At 73.5% G+C, this 15,630-nt stretch carries 17 protein-coding genes; 8 read left to right on the forward strand and 9 right to left on the reverse strand.

Annotation, left to right across the window (positions count from 1 at the left end):
- The first annotated feature begins 4 nt into the window (after positions 1–4).
- Complete coding sequence (locus tag ACFYPH_RS02100; RefSeq protein ID WP_355132629.1) at positions 5–574, forward strand: DNA-3-methyladenine glycosylase I; 570 nt, start codon at positions 5–7, stop codon at positions 572–574.
- Positions 575–599: 25 nt separating this feature from the next.
- Positions 600–1,223, forward strand: a complete 624-nt coding sequence (locus tag ACFYPH_RS02105) for a hypothetical protein (protein WP_354855960.1) — start codon at positions 600–602, stop codon at positions 1,221–1,223.
- Here the strand turns inward: ACFYPH_RS02105 and ACFYPH_RS02110 are convergent.
- Genes ACFYPH_RS02110 through ACFYPH_RS02125 form a run of 4 tightly spaced genes read right to left on the reverse strand, consistent with a single transcriptional unit; the run spans position 1,220 to position 5,450 of the window.
- Positions 1,220–2,461, reverse strand: coding sequence for a DUF1501 domain-containing protein (locus tag ACFYPH_RS02110; protein WP_355132633.1), 1,242 nt, complete (start codon positions 2,459–2,461; stop codon positions 1,220–1,222). The genes ACFYPH_RS02105 and ACFYPH_RS02110 overlap by 4 nt on opposite strands.
- A gap of 16 nt (positions 2,462–2,477) precedes the next feature.
- A complete protein-coding gene (locus ACFYPH_RS02115) occupies positions 2,478–3,776 on the reverse strand; it encodes a DUF1800 family protein (protein WP_387178270.1) in 1,299 nt (432 codons plus the stop codon).
- A 59-nt stretch (positions 3,777–3,835) separates the two neighbouring features.
- Positions 3,836–4,627: an enoyl-CoA hydratase-related protein gene (locus ACFYPH_RS02120; protein ID WP_354855957.1), complete on the reverse strand. Its 792-nt coding sequence runs from the start codon at positions 4,625–4,627 to the stop codon at positions 3,836–3,838.
- A 4-nt stretch (positions 4,628–4,631) separates the two neighbouring features.
- A complete protein-coding gene (locus tag ACFYPH_RS02125; RefSeq protein ID WP_007455243.1) occupies positions 4,632–5,450 on the reverse strand; it encodes a PaaX family transcriptional regulator C-terminal domain-containing protein in 819 nt (272 codons plus the stop codon).
- 190 nt (positions 5,451–5,640) lie between these two features.
- Between ACFYPH_RS02125 and ACFYPH_RS02130 the strand changes: the two genes are divergently transcribed.
- Positions 5,641–5,808 (forward strand): DUF3117 domain-containing protein, encoded by a 168-nt coding sequence (locus ACFYPH_RS02130; protein ID WP_007455245.1) that lies wholly within the window; start codon positions 5,641–5,643, stop codon positions 5,806–5,808.
- Positions 5,809–5,956: 148 nt separating this feature from the next.
- On the forward strand, positions 5,957–7,444 hold the full coding sequence (locus tag ACFYPH_RS02135) for a leucyl aminopeptidase family protein (protein ID WP_363941402.1): 1,488 nt from the start codon (positions 5,957–5,959) through the stop codon (positions 7,442–7,444).
- A 3-nt stretch (positions 7,445–7,447) separates the two neighbouring features.
- On the opposite strand, the gene ACFYPH_RS02140 is transcribed toward ACFYPH_RS02135, so the two are convergent.
- Positions 7,448–8,035, reverse strand: coding sequence for an O-methyltransferase (locus ACFYPH_RS02140; protein WP_354855955.1), 588 nt, complete (start codon positions 8,033–8,035; stop codon positions 7,448–7,450).
- A 296-nt stretch (positions 8,036–8,331) separates the two neighbouring features.
- Here ACFYPH_RS02140 and ACFYPH_RS02145 point away from each other — a divergent pair, with 296 nt between their 5' ends.
- Together ACFYPH_RS02145 and ACFYPH_RS02150 are read left to right on the forward strand one after the other, a co-directional pair.
- Positions 8,332–9,663, forward strand: coding sequence for a S1C family serine protease (locus ACFYPH_RS02145; protein ID WP_387178275.1), 1,332 nt, complete (start codon positions 8,332–8,334; stop codon positions 9,661–9,663).
- Between the two features lie 76 nt (positions 9,664–9,739).
- Positions 9,740–10,162: a preprotein translocase subunit TatB gene (locus ACFYPH_RS02150; protein ID WP_354855954.1), complete on the forward strand. Its 423-nt coding sequence runs from the start codon at positions 9,740–9,742 to the stop codon at positions 10,160–10,162.
- Between the two features lie 71 nt (positions 10,163–10,233).
- Here the strand turns inward: ACFYPH_RS02150 and ACFYPH_RS02155 are convergent, their stop codons facing one another.
- The 3 genes from ACFYPH_RS02155 to ACFYPH_RS02165 all read right to left on the reverse strand — a co-directional run bounded on the left by ACFYPH_RS02155 (position 10,234) and on the right by ACFYPH_RS02165 (position 13,375).
- The gene (locus tag ACFYPH_RS02155) at positions 10,234–11,382 is read right to left on the reverse strand and encodes an Mrp/NBP35 family ATP-binding protein (protein WP_355066724.1); all 1,149 of its coding nucleotides are present in this window, start codon (positions 11,380–11,382) and stop codon (positions 10,234–10,236) included.
- Between the two features lie 87 nt (positions 11,383–11,469).
- A complete protein-coding gene (locus ACFYPH_RS02160; protein ID WP_234584336.1) occupies positions 11,470–12,096 on the reverse strand; it encodes a DUF1003 domain-containing protein in 627 nt (208 codons plus the stop codon).
- Positions 12,089–13,375 carry a magnesium transporter MgtE N-terminal domain-containing protein gene (locus tag ACFYPH_RS02165; RefSeq protein ID WP_354855952.1) on the reverse strand — a complete coding sequence of 429 codons (1,287 nt, stop codon included), beginning with the start codon at positions 13,373–13,375 and terminating at the stop codon, positions 12,089–12,091. Before ACFYPH_RS02165 ends, ACFYPH_RS02160 begins: the two co-directional genes overlap by 8 nt.
- Before the next feature lie 33 nt (positions 13,376–13,408).
- Between ACFYPH_RS02165 and ACFYPH_RS02170 the strand changes: the two genes are divergently transcribed.
- Entirely contained in the window at positions 13,409–14,284 is an 876-nt protein-coding gene (locus tag ACFYPH_RS02170; RefSeq protein WP_355066725.1) for a PhzF family phenazine biosynthesis protein, read from the forward strand.
- A 12-nt stretch (positions 14,285–14,296) separates the two neighbouring features.
- Positions 14,297–14,827, forward strand: coding sequence for a hypothetical protein (locus ACFYPH_RS02175; RefSeq protein ID WP_363936702.1), 531 nt, complete (start codon positions 14,297–14,299; stop codon positions 14,825–14,827).
- A 15-nt stretch (positions 14,828–14,842) separates the two neighbouring features.
- Here ACFYPH_RS02175 and ACFYPH_RS02180 read toward each other — a convergent pair whose 3' ends face one another.
- Positions 14,843–15,568 (reverse strand): HAD-IA family hydrolase, encoded by a 726-nt coding sequence (locus ACFYPH_RS02180; RefSeq protein WP_363936700.1) that lies wholly within the window; start codon positions 15,566–15,568, stop codon positions 14,843–14,845.
- Positions 15,569–15,630 lie beyond the last annotated feature (62 nt).

A 15,630-nucleotide genomic window follows, 5' to 3' on the forward strand; every position in this document is an offset into this window, starting at 1 on the left:
CGACGTGAGTGACCTGGTGATCGGCGCCGACGGGCTGGCCCGCTGCGCCTGGGGGGCGAGCACCCCGGACTACGTCGTCTACCACGACACCGAGTGGGGGCGGCCGCTGCGCGGCGACGACGCGCTCTACGAGCGGATGACCCTGGAGGCGTTCCAGTCAGGCCTGTCCTGGCTGACCATCCTGCGCAAACGCCCGGCGTTCCGGTTGGCCTTCGACGAGTTCCACATCGCCACCGTGGCCGACTACGGCGAGGCCGACGTGACCCGGCTGCTCGCCGACGCCGGCATCGTCCGCAACCGGGCCAAGATCGAGGCGGCGATCGCCAACGCCCGCGCCGCGCTGGAGCTGCCCGAGGGGCTCTCCACGCTGCTCTGGTCATTCGCGCCGGAGCGCCGGCCGGCCCGCCCCGCCTCGTTCGCCGAGCTGGCGCCGATCACTGGGGAGTCGACGGCGATGGCCAAGGCACTCAAGAAGCGCGGCTTCCGGTTCGTCGGCCCGACCACCGCGTACGCCCTCATGCAGGCCACCGGGATGGTCGACGATCACATCGTCGGCTGTCACGTCACCCGCTGAACGGCGGCGTGATGGGATGGCAGGCATGACGACCGAGACCGCGTACCGGGCCGGTGCGGCCGGCAACGCCGACGGGCCGGGCACCTGGGCCGTGCTGCTGCCCCCGGAGCGTTACGAGGCCGAGCGGCTCGTGCACCACGACTCGCTGGAGCTGACCGGGCTGACCGACGTCGGGCGTCCCGGCCCCGGCGACCGGGTGGCGGTGCTGGCCGACGCGCCGCCGCGACTGGTGGCCCTCGGCCGGGTCACGGCGCCGACGCAGCGGCACTCCGAGGATCCGGACGATCCGCAGTCCGACGTCGAGCCGGAAACGCTCGTCGTGACGTACACCCGACGGGCCTTCGACGAGCCGGTGCCGACCGACCTGCTCACCCTCGACGGGCCGGTCACCGCACTGGAGCCGGCCGCCTTCCGGGCGTTGGCCGACCAGCTCGGCCCGCCCCCGGCGCGGCGCACCTGGCTGGTCAGCCTCGACCTGCCGATCGAGGCCGGCACACCGGCCGAGGCGGTGCGCCTGTTCTGGTCGTACGTGCAGGAGTTGGGGCCGCGCGAGTTGCCGGCCTTCGTGTCACCGGCCGGCGACGAACTGGCCATGCAGGCGTTCGTGCTGGGCGCGGAGGCCAACCAGGACCCGGAAGAAGACGACTAGAACAGCTTGTCGAGTCGCCCCCGCCAGTCGGCCAGCACCGGGCCCGGGTCGGTGTCCAGCACCCGCTCCAGCAGCGTGGCGTAGACGTCCCGGAAGTCGGTGGTGTATTTCAGGTCGCCGTCGTCGAGGTCGGTGAGGCTGGGCGCGTCCCCGTGCCAGCCGCCGCGCACCCCCGCGCCGAGCAGCAGCATGTCGGAGGCGGTGCCGTGGTCGGTGCCGTCCGAGGCGTTGGCCCGGACCCGACGGCCGAACTCGGAGTAGACCGCCACCACCACCTTCCGGCCCGCCTCGCTGCGACTCATCCGGTCGGCGAACGCGGTCAACGCCCGGTCCAGCTGCCCCAGCAGGACGGCCTGCAACTGCTTCTCGTCGGCGTGCGTGTCGAAGCCGCCCAGCGACACCGAGAAGACCCGGGTGGACACGTTCGCCTCCACACACTGCGCGACCAGGTCCAGTTGCGCGTCCAGCGGGGTTCGTGCCCCGCCGGTGGCCGTGGCGGGCGCCTGCTCGCCGTCCGGGTCGTCCGCCTCCGCGGCGGCGGAGTCGCGTACCTGGCGGATCATCTCGTCCACCGACCGCAGGTCGGCGAAGCAGGCGGCGGCACGGCCCCGGGCCGCCGACTCGCCCGCCTCGGCGGCGGAGAACGCCTTCAGCGTCTCCGCCGACAGCCCCTTGGCGGCCTTGCGGTCGGTCACCGGCACGGCGGCGCCCGCGCTGTGCGCCCCGGCCAGCAGCGGCGGCAGCGCCGGCTCGAACGAGACGGCCAGCCGGGGGTCGCCGCCCGCCCCGTCCAGCCAGCGGCCGAGCCAACCGGTGTTGCCCGGCCGGTCCGGCTGCGCCGTGTGCCAGATGTCCATCGACCGGAAGTGGCTGCGGTCCGGCTTCGGGTAGCCGACCCCGCGCACGATCGCGAGCCCGCCGCCCGACCAGCGCTGGTGCAGCCCGGCCAGCGCCGGGTTGAGGGCGAAATCGTCGTCCAGCCGCCGCACTTCGCCGTCGGGGTACGCCAGCTCCGGGCGGGCCGCCCGGTAGGCCGGGTCGCCGTACGGGATGACGGTGTTCAGGCCGTCGTTGCCGCCGTAGAGGGTGACCAGCACCAGCGTGCGCGACTGCGGATCACGGTCTCCGGCGGTGTCCAGCAGGTCCCGCAGGCCGTACGCGCCGGCGCCGGCGGCCAGCGCGCCCGCGCCGACCACCCCGCTGGTGAGCAGGAACTTGCGTCGGGTCAGGGTGTCCACTTCTCGACTCCTCCGCTCAGCTGACGGTGTATTCGGGGCTGACCAGGCCGGCGGCCAGCAGCTTGCGCGGCTCGCCGGCCAACGGTGTGAGGGCGGCCCGGGTCCGGGCGCCCCAGCCGTCGACGACCAGCAGCCGGGCCAGAGCGTCCGGCCGGCCGGCGACGGGCGCGGCGGTCAGCCGGGCCAGCACCGCCGGGGTGGCCGCGGTGGCCAGCATCCCGGCCATCCGGAGCCGGGCCTGCAACGACGAGGTGGTCAGCCACGCGGCGCCGGCCGGCCAGCCGCCCACGCTGGGCGGCCGCAGCGGCACCTGGTCCAGCGCGTTCAGGCCGGAGAGCAGTTGTTTGCGCTGCTGCTCCGGCAGGGCGGAGGGCCGGACGCCGAGCTGTCGCAGCGCGCCGACCATCCACTCCACCGGCTGCTTCACGAGGGTGCCCCGGGTCTGGGCGAAGGCCGGCGACGAGAACAGCGTGCGCAGGGTGGCGACGGTGTCCGCGCCGGCCAGGCCGTCCGGGGCCGGGACGTCGGTGCCGGCGTAGCGGAACCAGAGCCGCCCGGCCACGAACGTCGCCGCCGCCGGCTGGGCGGCCAGCAGCCCGGCGTACGCCTCGGCGTCGAAGCGGCCGGTCTGTCCCAGGATCGTCTTCTCCCCGGGGTCGTGCCGTTTGGCCTCGAGACGGGCGACGCCGGTGCGCCGGTCCACCACCCAGCCGGTCAACGCCCGCGCGCCGGCCTTCACGTCGGCCTCGGTGTAGGCGCCGATGCCGAGGGTGAACAGCTCCATCAGCTCGCGCGCCAGGTTCTCGTTCGGCGCCTTGCGGGTGTTCTTCTGCCCGTCCAGCCAGATGATCAGGGCCTGGTCGCGCACCATCGCGGCGACCAGCGGGGCCAGCGGCCCGCGCCCGTGGCGGCGCAGTGTCTCCAACTGGCCCAGCATCACCCGCGCCGACTTGACCTTCTGCGCGCTGGTCGCCCAGTGCCCGTGCCAGAAGAAGAGCAGCTTCTCGGTCAGCCCGTCCTCGGCGGCGACCATCCGGTCCAGCCACCAGAGGGTCAGCTGCTGGAGCTGCTCCCGGCGCTGGGCGTTGGCCTTCTGCCGCTGCTCGCGAGTGGATTCCTTGGTCAGCGCGGCGTACGGGTCCGCCGGCAGCGTCGGCTGCGGGGTGGCCGCGGCGCCCCGGTCGGCTCGCCCGGGGGCGAGCAGGTTGTCCAGGGTCGCCGCCGGCCCGGCCCGCTCGGCCGCGTCCACCTCGTCGGCGGTCGGCCCGAAGGTGGCCCGACGCAGCAGGTGCGCCACCGCTTCACGATCGCTCATGCGGTCCGACGCTAGGCGGCCCGCGTACGAGGACGGTAAGGGCGGGGTGCGAATCGCGTTCAGTGTCCCTCGAAGACCGGTTTCTGCTTGGCGACGAACGCGAGGGTGGCCGCCCGGTGGTCGGCGGTGGCACCGCAGATCGCCTGAGCCTGCGCCTCGGCCGAGAGAGCGTCGGCGAGCGTGCCGGCGTCGGCGATCGAGAGCTGCCGCTTGATGGCCCCGTACGCGACGGTGGGGCCGGCGGCGAGCCGGGCCGCCAGGTCCTGCGCGACAGGCAGCACCTGCTCGTCGTCGTCCGTCAGGCGGGTGATCAGCCCCAGCCGGCAGGCCTCCTCGGCGCGGACCGGCTCGGCCAGCATCAGCAGCTCCACGGCCTTGGCGTGGCCGACCAGTCGGGGCAGCGTCCAGGAGGCGCCGGTGTCGGCGGCGAGGCCGACCTTGGCGAAGGCCATCAGGAAGCTGGTGCTCGGGCCGCCGATCCGGATGTCGGCGAGGAAGGACAGCGACGCGCCGGCGCCGGCGGCCATCCCGCGAACCGCGGCCACCACCGGCTTGGGCAGGTTGGCCAGCCGGGCGGCGATCGGGTTGTAGTGCGCCCGCACGGTGTCCAGCGGCGGCGCGGAGGAGTTGCCCAGGGTGGCCACGTGCTCGCGCAGGTCCTGCCCGGCGCTGAACGCTCCACCGGCCCCGGCCAGCACGACCGCCCGGCAGGACCGGTCGGTCTCCAGCTCGGCCAGCGTGTCCCGCAGCGCCTCCTTCAGCGCCAGGTCGAGCGCGTTCATCGCCTGCGGCCGGTTCAGGGTGAGGGTGACGACGGCGTCGGTCCGGTCGACGAGCAACGGCTCGGTCACGTGTCTAACGACCCTTCTGTCGAACGATGCGGTTGCCGGCGTCGAGGCACTGCTCGACGTACCGGTCGGCGGCCGGACGCAGGCGGGCCGCGTGCCGGTCGAAGAAGCTGGCGGCGGCGGTGCCGGGCCAGCGCTCGGGCAGCAGCGCCGGGGGCAGCTGCGGGTCCCGGAACAGGAAGGTACGCCACGCGTGCACCAGCCGGAAGCGGGCCGCGTACGCCTCCTCGTCGCTGCTGCGCACGGTGACCGCGCCGAGGAGGGGGCGCTGGTCGGCGACGAACCGCTCGTACGCGCGGCCGATCTCGGCCAGGTCCCAGGCGCGGCGGACGACGCCCATCGCGCCGGGGGTGCCGGAGAAGTGCGAGGCCGTGAACCGCTCGAACCGGATGCCGGCCTCGGCCAGCAACAGGTCGACGTCCTCGGCGGGCCGGGTCGCCACCCAGGTCTGCTCGTCGAGCGTGCCGTAGCCGAGGAAGCTGAGGGTGGCGGCGAGTCGCTGCCGGTCCCGCCTGGAACCCGGGGCGTCGAGCACGAGCAGATCGAACCGGCCGTCCCAGGTGACCCGACCGGTTCGGTAGATCCGGGCCGCCGCCTCGTCGAGTCGTCGGGCGGCTTTTGGTGTGATCGAATATCCCGGTCCGGAGGCCAGCCGGAGCGGGTCGAGCCAGCCTTGACGCACCATCCGGGACACGGCGGTGCGAACGGCGGGCGGCGCGATTCCCAACGGCGCCAGTAGCTTGACCAGGGCGGCGACCGGTGCCCGGCCACCCCTCGGTCGGAGGTGGTCGCCGTACAGGTCGAAGAGAGCCGACCGTGCCTGCATGACCGCACATTGTGACAGGCCTTCTCAAGATAAGCTAGATGCTGTTACATCAATGCTGCTCCGGTTTGGGTCCGGCGGTGTTCATCAGGGAAAATCGTCTGTCGACACCCCCGCGAGAGTTGCGGGAGGTCGTGACGAAGTGGCTGTGGGGCAACCCACCGACCCTGGTGTAGGTCTGAGGGGAGACAACATGGCGGCGATGAAGCCGCGGACGGGCGACGGTCCGCTGGAAGTCACCAAGGAGGGTCGGGGCATCGTCATGCGGGTCCCGCTGGAGGGCGGTGGCCGGCTCGTCGTCGAGATGACTCCCGACGAGGCCAACGCGCTCGGTGACGCGTTGAAGGCAGCCGCCGGCTGAGTGAGGAGCGACCCGGACGGCGTACGCCGCTCGGAGCGTTCCTTGGACCCTGAGCCACCGGATTCGCCGGTGGCTCAGGGTCTTCATCGGCGTGGGCGGGCGATGGCTCGGTCCCACTCTGCGACATTTCCTGGAGGTACGGTTCCGCGTGCTCGCCATCCGTCCGCTCGCCGAGCCCGACAGGCTCGACGTCCTCGTCCTGCCCGTCCGCCCCACCGATCCGGCGGCGGGAGGTGCGGCGGGAGGTGACGCCCCGGCGGAGCTGGCGCCCACCGCCGTGACGCCGCCGGACGGCACCGCCGAGGAGGCTGCCGCGCTGGTGCCGGTCGCCCGACTGAGCGGCCGGGCCGGCGAGATCCGTACCCACCTGCGTCCCGGGCGCAGCCCTGGTCGGCTGGTGCTGCTCGGTATCGGCGACGGCGGGGAGTCGTCCTGGCGGGCTGCCGGCGCTGCTCTGGCCCGCTCGGCGGCAGATGAGACGCAGATCACTATCGCGCTGCCGGCCGAGGTGACCCCCGACGCGGTCCGTGGGTTGACCGAGGGGCTGCTGCTCGCCTCGTACCGGTTCCGGCTGACCGACGCCGACGACCCGCCCGCGCTTGCCGGCGTCGATCTGCTGCTCGCCGACCCGACGGCGTACGAGAGCACCGTGGCCACGGCGCGGACCACCGCCGCGATGACCCGCCTCGCCCGCGATCTGACCAACACCCCCTCCTCGGTGAAGACCCCGCAGTGGTTCGCCGACCAGGTGGCCTCCGCCGCCGCCGACCTGCCGGACCTGCGCCTGACGGTGCGTGGCCCGGCCGAGCTGGCCGCGGAGGGCTTCGGTGGAATCCTCGCCGTGGGCGGCGGATCGGCCAGTGGCCCCCGGTTGGTCGAGGTGGACTGGCATCCCGCGAACGCGCGCACCCACGTGGTGCTGATCGGCAAGGGCATCACCTTCGACACCGGCGGCATCTCGATCAAACCGGTGCCGGCGATGAAGCTGATGCGCAAGGACATGGCCGGCGCGGCGGCGGTCGTCGCCGCCACCCTCGGCGCGGCGGCGCTGCGCCTGCCGGTCCGCGTCACCACCCTGGCCCCGCTCGCCGAGAACATGGTCAGCGGCTCGGCGTTCCGCCCCGGCGATGTCATCCGGCACTACGGCGGGACGACCAGCGAGACGACCAACTCCGACGCCGAGGGCCGGCTGGTCCTCGCCGACGCCCTGGCGTACGCGGTGCGGCAGCTCAAGCCCGATCTGCTGATCGACCTGGCCACCCTCACCGGCGCCAACGCCGTGGCGCTGGGCAAGCGCACCGCGGCCCTCTACAGCGAGAACGACGAGCTCGCCGCCGACCTGCTGGCCGCGATCGGGGCGGCCGGCGAGGCGGCCTGGCGGATGCCGCTGCACACCGACTACGTCGAGTACCTGGGCAGCGAGATCGCCGATCTCTACAGCGCGCCCGCGCAGGGCGCCGGATCGGTGACGGCCGCGCTCTACCTGCGCGAGTTCACCGGCGACCTCCGGGATCGCTGGCTGCACCTGGACATGTCCGCCCCGTCCTGGGCGGATGGCGACCAGGCCGAGCTCACCCGCGGTGCGACCGGCTGGGGTGTCCGCTCCCTGCTGCGCTGGCTGGCCGGCGTCGACTGACCATCAGCACTTCACGGCGGCGAGCACCCCGTGCCCGACCGGGAGCAGCGCGGGAATCCAGTGCTCCGACTCCCGGACCGCCTTGATCGTTTCGCGGACCGTCACCGTCTCCGCGTCCCGGGCGGATGGGTCAGCGATCCGACCGTGCGCCAGCATGCCGTTGAGCGCGAGCACGCCGCCCGGGCGCAGCAACCGCAGCGCCGCTTCCACGCAGGCGTGGAATCCGGTCGCCTCGGCGTCGACGAAGACCAGGTCGTACGCCCCGTCGGCGAGCCGCGGCAGCACGTCCAGGGCACGACCGGTGATGATCCGGGTACGGCCGGCGGCGAAGCCCGCCTCGGTGAAGATCCGCCGGGCGATCCGCTGGTGCTCCACCTCCACGTCGATGGTGGTGAGCACGCCGTCGGCGCGCATGCCACGCAGCAGCCAGACACCGCTCACGCCCGTGCCGGTGCCGATCTCCACCACCGCGCGGGCGTTACCGGCCGCGGCCAGCAGCCGCAGCGCCGCACCCGCTCCGGGGGTGACCGCGTCGAGGCCCACCTCGTGGGCCAGGCTGCGGGCGGTCCGTAGGACGAGATCCTCGGTCACGTACGACTCGGCGAACTGCTGAGCCTGGGTCGTCGAACTGCCGGAACCGGCGACCGTGGCGATGGGGCACCTCCGGGCGGTGCGTGGTGCGGGGGCGGGTTGGCACTGTGAGCGTAGAGGCGACCGGCGGGAGGCGCAGCCGCGCCTCCGTCCCCTCGCGATCGCCGGAGGCAACCGCTGACTCCACCGCGCGTATCCGTGCAATCCTGGAAGCGGTATTCCGTCAGCCTCGACCGCGCCGAACCGTGGCCGGGCGACGCCGCGCGGGATCCGGGGACGGACTGGGAGGCACCGACGTGACCGACGGCTGGGATTGGCGCCGGGGCGGTGAGACTCCGGCTCCGGCGAGCCCGCCCGGGGCAGGGGCCCCACCGACGGGGCCGCCGACCACGCCGGGGAGCGACACCGCGCCTGCGGCTGCGGCCGGTGCGTCGCCCTGGTGGTCCGACGCGCTCGGCGACCCGTGGCGTGACCCGGCGGCGCCCGCCGCGGTGGTGGTGCCCGGGGTGGTGGCGGCCGGCACCGAGCCCGAGCCGGTCACCGACCCGGACGCGCCGGGCCGACCGACGCTGCGTCACCTGCTGCTCATTCCGGTGATCACCGCGCTGCTGGCGGGCACCCTCGGTGGCGCGCTGGGCTACGCGTTCGCGGTGCGTGGTGGCGCCGCCGGCACGGTGCTCGGCGCGCAGGCCGCGGAGCCGCCGGTGCTGGCCCAGCGCAAGCCGGAGTCGCTGGCCGGAGTCGCCGAACGTGTCCTGCCCAGCGTGGTCACCGTCCGGGTGAGCAGCCTGGGCGGGACCAGCGAGGGCTCCGGCTTCATCGCCAGCGCCGACGGTCACGTGATCACCAATGACCACGTGGTGGCCGGCAGCAACGGCAAGGCTTCGGTGATCTTCAACGACGGCACCTCCGCTCCGGCGACAGTCGTCGGTCAGGACCCGGAGTCCGACATCGCGGTGATCAAGGTGAACCGGACAGGGCTGCGACCGGTGGAGTTCGGCGACTCCGACGCGCTGGCCGTCGGCGACCCGGTGCTCGCTATCGGCTCACCCCTGTCGCTGGCCAACACGGTCACCGCCGGCATCGTGAGCGCCCTGGACCGGACGATGCAGGCCGGCGAGCCGGGTGGCCCGGTGCGCTACTACGCGGCCATCCAGACCGACGCCGCGGTCAACCACGGCAACTCCGGCGGCCCGCTGGTCGACGGCGCCGGGCGGGTGGTCGGGGTCAACTCCACCATCAAGTCGCTGGTGGCCGAGGGGCAGGAGGCCGGCAACATCGGGCTCGCCTTCGCCATCCCGATCAACCAGGCCAAGCGGGTCACCCAGGACATCATCGGCACCGGCAAGGCCCGGCGTACGGTCATCGGCGCCCAGGTCGGCGGCCCGGGCGCGGGTGCCAACGGCGGCGTACGGCTGGCCGCCGTGGAGCCCTCCGGGCCGGCGGCCGGGGCGGGGCTGAAGGTCGGCGACGTGATCCTGAAGCTCAACGGCCGGCCGATGACCGAGCCGACCGACCTGATCGCCCTGGTCCGCAAGTTCGCTCCGGGTTCGGTGGTGACCGTCGAGTTCCGGCGGGGGGCCGCTCGGCAGAACACGTCGGTGACCCTCGCCGCGGATGCCAAGTGAACAGCGGGTCACCCCCTGCCGGAAAACCGTCCGACGTGCGTAGTCTTGCTGCTGACGCCGAGAGGAGGCCCGCGGGATGTTCGAGAACCTGAACATGTGGGAAGTCGGGGCGCTGCTGCTCCTGGCGCTGTTGATCTTTGGTGACCGGCTGCCTGCCGTGATCAACGACGGCCTGCGGATGGTGCGCAATCTGCGCAACATGGCCCGCAACGCCACCGGCGACCTCAGTCGCGAGCTGGGCACCGACATCCAGCTCGAGGATCTGCACCCGAAGGCCTTCATCCGCAAGCACCTCCTCAGCGAGGAGGACGAGGCGGCGATCCGCAAGCCCATGCAGGGCGTCTACGACAACCTGCGCGCGGACGTCAGCGGCGTGCACGACGAGCTGAAGGACGTGGCCAACGCCGCGGACCCGCGGTCGAACGGTTCCCGGTCCGGCACGGCCACCGGCGCCTCGCCGGCACCGGCTCCGCGGGCCAGCTACGACGACGCCACCTGAGCGGGTACGGCACCGAGACGAAAGCGCCCCGCAGGCCCGAGTGGGCCGGCGGGGCGTCGTCGATCGGGGGGTCAGCGCCCGGCCGGCTTGAGGCCGAGCGGCTTGCCGAGCAGCGACTCGCGGCGCAGCGCGAGCCGGTCGGCGATCGTGCCGAGCGCCTGCGCGGCCGGGGACTCCGGCTCGGCCAGCACGATCGGGGTGCCGGCGTCGCCGGCCTCGCGGACCCGGGTGTCCAGCGGGATCTGACCGAGCAGCGGCACCTGGGCGCCGATGGTCCGGCTCAGCGACTCGGCGACAGCCGTGCCACCGCCGGCGCCGAAGATCTCCATCCGGGAGCCGTCCGGCAGCTCCAGCCAGGACATGTTCTCGATGACACCGACCACCCGCTGGTGGGTCTGCAGGGCGATCGCACCCGCCCGCTCCGCCACCTCGGCGGCGGCGGTCTGCGGGGTGGTCACGATCAGGATCTCCGAGTTGGGCAGCAACTGGGCCAGCGAGATGGCCACGTCGCCGGTGCCCGGGGGCAGGTCGAGCAAAAGCACGTCCAGGTCGCCCCAGTAGACGTCGGCCAGGAACTGCTGCAACGCCCGGTGCAGCATCGGGCCGCGCCACACCACGGCCGCGTTGCCCGAGGTGAACATGCCGATCGAGATGACCTTCACGCCGTGCGACTGCGGCGGCATGATCATGTCTTCGACGCGGGTCGGTCGGCCGTCCGCGCCGAGCATCCGGGGCACCGAGTGGCCGTAGATGTCCGCGTCGACCACGCCCACGGAGAGCCCACGGGCGGCGAGCGCCGCCGCCAGGTTGACCGTCACGCTGGACTTGCCGACACCACCCTTGCCGCTGGCCACCGCGTACACCCGGGTGCGCGAGCCGGGCTGGGCGAACGGGATCACCGGCTCCTCGCTGGCGCCACCGCCGCGCAGCTGCGACTGCAGCGACTGCCGCTGCTCGGGGCTCATCACACCGAAGTCGATCTCCACGCCGGTCACGCTGGGCACCGCCGCGACGGCGGCGGTGATGTCCGTGCGCAGCTTGTCCTTGAGCGGGCAGCCGGCGACGGTGAGCAGCAGCTCGACGCGTACGACGCCGTCGGCGCCGACCGTGGCGGAGCGGACCATGCCCAGCTCGGTGATGGGCCGGCGGATCTCCGGGTCGTTGACGGTGGCCAGGGCGGCCTGGATCGCGTCCTCGACCGTGCTCACGGGTGCTGACATGCCCGCAATGCTACGTCGCGGGGCATCCGATCCGACCGCTGGCCGACAGTGGTGTGAGCCAAACGATGAGCGAACCCGAACCGCTGATCAGCGGTCGGGCCGGGCGTCGCGGGCGAAGTCCCCGTCCAGGTCGTCGCGCGGCTCGTCCAGACCCAGGCCGTCGGTCGCCCGCTGCGCGCGCCGCTCCTGCTGGCTGTCCTTCTCCTGCTGCCGGCGCTCCAGGCGTTGCCGGCGCTGCCCCGCCTCGTCCAGCTCCTCGGCCAGCCGGGTCAGCTCGGAACGGAGGAAGTCGCGGGTGGCCACCTCGCCGAGGGCGATCCGCAGCGCGGCGATCTCCCGTGCCAGGTACTCGGTGTCCGCCTTCTGGGCGGTGGCCCGCCGCCGGTCCTCCTCCAGCGCCAACCGGTCCCGGTCGGCCTGCCGGTTCTGGGCCAGCAGGATCAGCGGCGCGGCGTAGCTGGCCTGCAACGACAACACAAGCGTGAGAAACGTGAAGGTGTACGGGTCGAAGCGCAGCTCGGCCGGGGCGAGGGTGTTCCAGCCGAACCAGATCGCGATCACCACCGTCATGACGACGATGAAGTTCGCGGTGCCCATGCCCCGGGCGATGCCCTCCGACCAGCGACCGAACGCCTCCGCGTCGAACCGGGGGAGTTTGATGCCCCGGGGCTCGCGGGGCTGGTCGAGCCGCTCCGTGCGCCGCTGCTCAGCCACCGTCGCCGTCCAGCGCCGCGTCGGAGGTGCCCGGGGCGGCCAGGGCGTCCCGGTCGCGCCAGTCCCGGGGCAGCGAGTGGTCCAGTACGTCGTCGACCGTCACGGCGCCGACCAGCCGGTTGCTGCGGTCGATCACCGGCATGGCGACCAGGTCGTAGGTGGCCATCCGGCGGGTGATCTCCGGTAGTGGGGTGGTGGGACGCAGCGGGTCGATGTCGTTGACCACCACCTTGCCCAGCAGGTCGGCCGGCGGTTCACGCAGCAACGCCTGGAAGTGCACCATGCCCAGGTAGCGGCCGGTCGGGGTGTTCTGCGGGGCCCGGGTCACGAAGACCTGGGCGGCGACGGCGGGGGAGAGCTGCGGTTCCCGGATCCGCGCCAGCGCCTCGGCGACTGTGGCGTCCGGCGGCAGGATGACCGGCTCCGAGGTCATCACGCTGCCCGCCGTGCCCGGGGTGTACTTGAGCAGCTGCCGTACCGGGTCGGCCTCGTCCGGCTCCATCAGGTCCAGCAGCACGTCCTGCTCCGGTGGGGGCAGCTCGTTGAGCAGGTCCGCCGCGTCGTCCGGATCCATCTCCTCCAGCACGTCCGCGGCCCGTTCCCGGTCCAGCGCGGCGAGGATCTCGACCTGGTCGTGCTCCGGCAGCTCGCTGAGCACGTCGGCCAGCCGCTCGTCGTTCAACGCCGCCGCGACCTCGTTGCGCCGCGCGTCGGGCAGGTCCTGTAGCGCGTTGGCCAGGTCGGCCGGGCGCATGTCCTCCAGGACGGCGAGCAGGTTCGCCGTACCCCGGTTGTCGGCGATGCCGCTGAGCCCGCGCACCCGGTCCCACTCGACCTGGTGCAGGTGGCCGCGGCGGGTGAGCCGGCCGGTCTGCTCGCGGACCGCGACCCGGCTGAGCGACCATTCGCCGCCGCGCGTGCACTCCATCGCGACGTCCACCACCGAGCCGGGCTGGCCGCCCGGTTCGAGCTGTACGCGCCGGTCCAGCAGCTCCTGGAGCACCAGCAGCTCGTTCGGGCGCTTCTCGAAGCGCCGCAGGTTGAGAGTGCCGGAGCCGAGGACCACCGCGTCCGCGTCGATCGAGGTGATGCGGTTGATGGACAGGAAGATCCGTCGGCGCATCGGCATCTCGGCGACCAGACCCACCACCTCGGGGGGCCGCTTGGTCGCCCGCAGCCGTGCCACGGCGTCACGGACCCGCCCCACCTGGTCGCCGTTCGGATCGAAGACGGCGACTCCGGCGAGGCGGGCGATGTAGACCCGGGTCGGCGTGCTCACGGGCACCAGCCTAAGCGCCTAGTGTTTATCAACATGTCGACCCTGGCCTACGAGATCGTGGACGTCTTCACCGACCGCCCGTTCGCCGGCAACCCGCTGGCCGTGGTGTTCGGCGCGGAGGCATTGGCCACCGAGCAGATGCAGGCGCTCGCGCTGGAGTTCAACCTCTCCGAGACGGTGTTCGTGCTGCCACCGACCCAGGTGGGGGCCACCTACCGGGCCCGCATCTTCACTCCGGCCGAAGAGTTGCCGTTCGCCGGGCACCCGAGTGTCGGCGCGGCGGTCACCGCGAGTCGGCGCGGAATGTTCGGTGTGGGGCAGGTCACCCAGGAGTGCGGCGCGGGTGTGCTGCCGGTCGAGGTCACCGCGACCGGGGCGACGCTCACCGGAGGCAGCCCCACCCTCGGCCCCGAGCTGGACCCGGAGCCGTTGCTGGAGATCGCCGGGCTGGTCGCGGACGACCATGACCATGCCGGGCCCGCCCCTCGGGTGGCCGGCTGCGGGCTGGAGTTTCCCTACCTGCCGGTCCGTCCGGATGCGGTGGCCAGGGCGCGGGTGAACCCGGCGGCAGCGGAACGGTACGGGGTGGCGCACGTCAGCGTCTTCTCCTGGGACGCCGGCACGCAAACCGCGCACGCCCGGGTCTTCGTGCCGGGGCTCGGCGTTCCGGAGGACCCGGCGACCGGCTCGGCGGCGCTCGGGCTCGGAGTCTGGCTGGTGGCGACCGGCCTGCTGCCGGGCGAGGGTCTGGCGCACTACGCGGTGCGCCAGGGCATCGAGATGAACCGCCCATCCGCGCTCGCCTGCACGGTGACCGCGGCGAACGGTGTGGCCGTCGGCGCGACAGTCGCCGGTCAGGTGATGCCGGTGGCCCGGGGCGAGATCGCCGTGCCGCCGTTCGTGGGCTGAGTGACGGTGCCGATGCGGGAGAATGCGGGTGTGACGGACGAGGATGCCTCCGGTGGCACGCCGCTGGTCGACGAGGCGATGAAGAAGGCCGCGGTGGCCTGGGTCAGCGTGTCCGGTGGCCCGGCGCTCGCGCTCTGGTGCGCGCCGCTGGAGGGCGCGCTCTTCGTGGTGAGCGGGCCGGGCGAGCAGGCCGCGCCGGGGCTGGCCGACGCGACCGAGGCGCAGGTCACCCTGCGCGGCGACCACGGAGGACGGATCGTCACCTGGCCGGCCCGGGTGACCCGGCTGGCACCGGGCACCGACGCGTGGGACACCACCGCGCCGCTGGTGGCGGCCAAGCGCCTGAACGCGCCCGGCCCGACCGCCGATCTGGTGGCCCGCTGGGCCGCCGAGGGTTGCGCGGTGAACCGACTCGTCCAGGCCGGCGAGCCGCTGACCGGCGCCGGCCTGCCGTCCGACTCGCAGGCCGAGCAGCCTCGGGAGACTCCGGCGGTCCGCGCCACCCGCAAGCCGTTCCGCCTGCACCGGGTCCGCCGCCGCTGACCGCCGCCCGGCCGGTCAGCCCGTCGGACCACCCACCCCGACGGCAGCGACCCCCACGGCGCTGCCCGCGAGGTCGAGCACCTCGCGCAGGGTGCCGAGCGTGCGGCCGCGCCAGTCCCGGTCCGCGTTGAACACCATGTGCTCGGCCAGGTCGGGCGCGGCCAGCCGCACGGCGGTCATCCCGGCCCGTTCGGCGCCGGTCAGCTCCTGGCTGCCGCCGTCGCCGACGTACAGGCACTCGTCCGGCGCGAGCCCGAGCCGACGGCACGCGGTCAGGTAGAGCGCCGCGTCCGGCTTGCAGCGTCCGACCTGCACGGAGAAGACCCGCACGTCGAGCAGGGGCGCGATCGCGAGCTGCGGCAGGAAGGCCGGCAGTTCGTGCGTACAGTCGCTGACCACGCCGGTGCGCAGGCCGCGCTGGCGCAGCGCCGCCAGGACGGGCACCGCGTCGGCCCGCAGCCGGGTGTCCGCGCGGATCGCCCGGTGCCGGGACGCCACCGCCGCCCGCAGCGCACGGTCACTGGGGTGTACGCCGGCCTGGGCGCACACCCACCGCAGGGTCGCCTCCGCGTTGCCGAGTCGGCCGCTGGCCCGTTCGTAGTAGGTGCGATTCAACACCTCGGTCAGTGTCTCGGTGGGGCAGCCGAGCAGTTCCGCGGTGCCGAGGTGCGCGGCACCGCGCTGTACCGAACGGGTCAGGGTGCCGAAGAAGTCGAACAGCACCGCCTGGTAGCTGGACATGGGGGAACGCCTCCGGGCGGTCGAGGTTCGCCGGCGCGGAACCGCGTGATCGTAACGGAGTG

The organism is Micromonospora sp. NPDC005252 (assembly GCF_042872475.1).
GTDB lineage: Bacteria > Actinomycetota > Actinomycetes > Mycobacteriales > Micromonosporaceae > Micromonospora.